Raw genomic sequence first — 2,218 nt, 5'->3', positions numbered from 1 at the left:
TGGTTCTAATTAGCTGTTCACATACTATTCCTGCTTCCGTAATAGAACATCCTTCCAACAGTAAACCAAATTCATCTCCTCCCAATCGACCCAAGGTATCTTCTTTGCGGATCATACCTTTTAAAAGTTGGGCTAATTCTGATAATAGGCGATCGCCCACTAAATGACCTGCGGTATCGTTAACAATCTTGAAGCGATCTAAATCTAAATAACACAGTACCGATTCGGTATGATACTTCTGAGCTTTTTGAACCGAATACTCTAATTTTTGGTTAAATTCGCGACGATTTAGTAATCCTGTCAGATCATCATAAGCAGCCTGATAAGCAATTTTCTGATAGAGATTTTGTTCGGCAGTAATTTCCTGTTTTACCCCCCGATAGCCTAAAAAGTTGTGTTCCTCGTCAAATAATGGGTTGCCATTAACTTTGAAAATACGGATACCTTTGTTACGATCCTGGAGGCTAAAGGTAAAATTTTTAAATGGCTGTCTGGTTTCGGTGATGCGCTCAAACATATCCCAATCAACGTCTAACTGAGAATTAGATTGATGTAGGAGGGGAGGATAGTGACCCTTCATAGCTGAGGGGTTCAAACCACATAAATCCTCAGTGCTGCCAGAGATATAAGAATATTTTAAGTGCTTGTCTAGCTCCCAAAAAACGTTAGCTCCCGCTTCTGCCAGATCTTTATATCTCTGTTCATTTTCTTGGAGAACTTGGTTCGCTAATTCTCGTTTGCGACCTCTTCTAATCAGCAGAATAATGGTCAGCAAGCTAGCGAAAAGACTAAAACCCGCAAGCAGAATCAGGGGTCGATACTTAACATAAACAGGTGTTTCAACATAAAGTAGTTCGCTATCTTTGGGCAACAGTTCGAGTTTCACATTGCGTTTTAGTAACTGCCGATAATCAAAAATCCAGCGATTCTTACCCGTGAAAAAAGGGCCGATTTCATCTGGCTTTACTCCTTGCAAGATTTTATGAGCTAGCTCTACTCCTTGTCGAACATGATATTCTGTATCAAATATTTTTCCCCCCACTACACCGTTACCCAAGCGGACTGAATTATCGGTATAGATAGGATTGGGAATTAGTTTACTCAATATTTGAGCATCTAAACTCGGATCTATCAGTTGTCTTCTGTCCCGACTTTCATGTAATTGACCTAACAAAACTATGGGGATACTGGGAGGATAGTTGCTCAACTCAGCCTTAACATCTTTTGGAGATAAATCATTAATCACTTCAACCTTGAGAGATTGCTGAGAACGTTGTTTAATAGCGGCAATTTGCTCTAAATTAGCTTTACTTTGCTCGCTAGTATCGTTAATGACCACAACGGTGTTTGTCCAAGTCTGTCTAGTGGCTTCAATAGCAGTTTCGACGATCGAGCGATCTTCTACCACTCCTGTCATCCAGGGGGTATCAAGCACTTTCTGGCTCAATTCTTGAATTCCCAGAAATACTACGGGAATTTTGGGAAAAAACTTTTGGTGCTGATTGAGCATGAATTGCAAACTGGGTTCTTCCACAACCATCAGCAGATCGATTCCTATACGTCGATATTTACCATCAAGATATTCTCCAAATTTCTGTTCATCTTGAGCATTAAAATCAGGTTGGTTGTCGAGAAATTCGTGATATATATGACTTTGGGAATTAATTTCGGCAAACCCCTGTTCAATCGCCGACTGATTTTGCTTGATGGAAGCAAGATCAGAATCATGTGCATGGATTATCAAAATATTTTCTTCTGCACTGGCTCTGGGGAGATTAAAAATAAGTCCTAGTAAACCATAAATTAAGACTGTGCCTGACTTGCTAATGCAATAACGAAATAAGGACATTATGCCTATCATCAATCCATGAGTATGAGCTGCCATCGATAAATTTAGATCGTGGTAGTGCCTTAAGAGCAGTAAAATATTTTAGCCAAGCTAAGTATAAATTAAATATTAAATGCAGATCATCAATAGATTTTACTCTATTAGAAAATTTTAGCTTTTGCGTCGTTTTTAGCAAAGAGCGAAGTTGCGTTTCACCTCGCTTGCTATTTAACCTCCATTGACATGACATTAGATTAGAAATTGCTGTGTTCGGCGATCGCTGTAGTAAGCTTATTAATCACTTCCTCGATTCCGATTGCCCCTAATTCTCCTGAGGCACGAGTACGAATACTCAAGGTATTATCGGCTACTTCTTGATCGCAGCTTATT

The 2,218-nt window shown here is 39.4% G+C and carries 1 protein-coding gene; it reads right to left on the bottom strand.

Translation table 11 applies throughout. From position 1 onward, the window contains the following. On the bottom strand, positions 1-1,885 hold a 1,885-nt coding region (locus C7B62_RS25245), incomplete at its 3' end, for a PAS domain-containing protein (protein WP_233220161.1). Between the last annotated feature and the right edge of the window lie 333 nt (positions 1,886-2,218).

The organism is Pleurocapsa sp. CCALA 161 (genome assembly GCF_003003995.1).
GTDB lineage: Bacteria > Cyanobacteriota > Cyanobacteriia > Cyanobacteriales > Xenococcaceae > Waterburya.
This window is presented reverse-complemented; position numbering and strand designations above follow the sequence as displayed.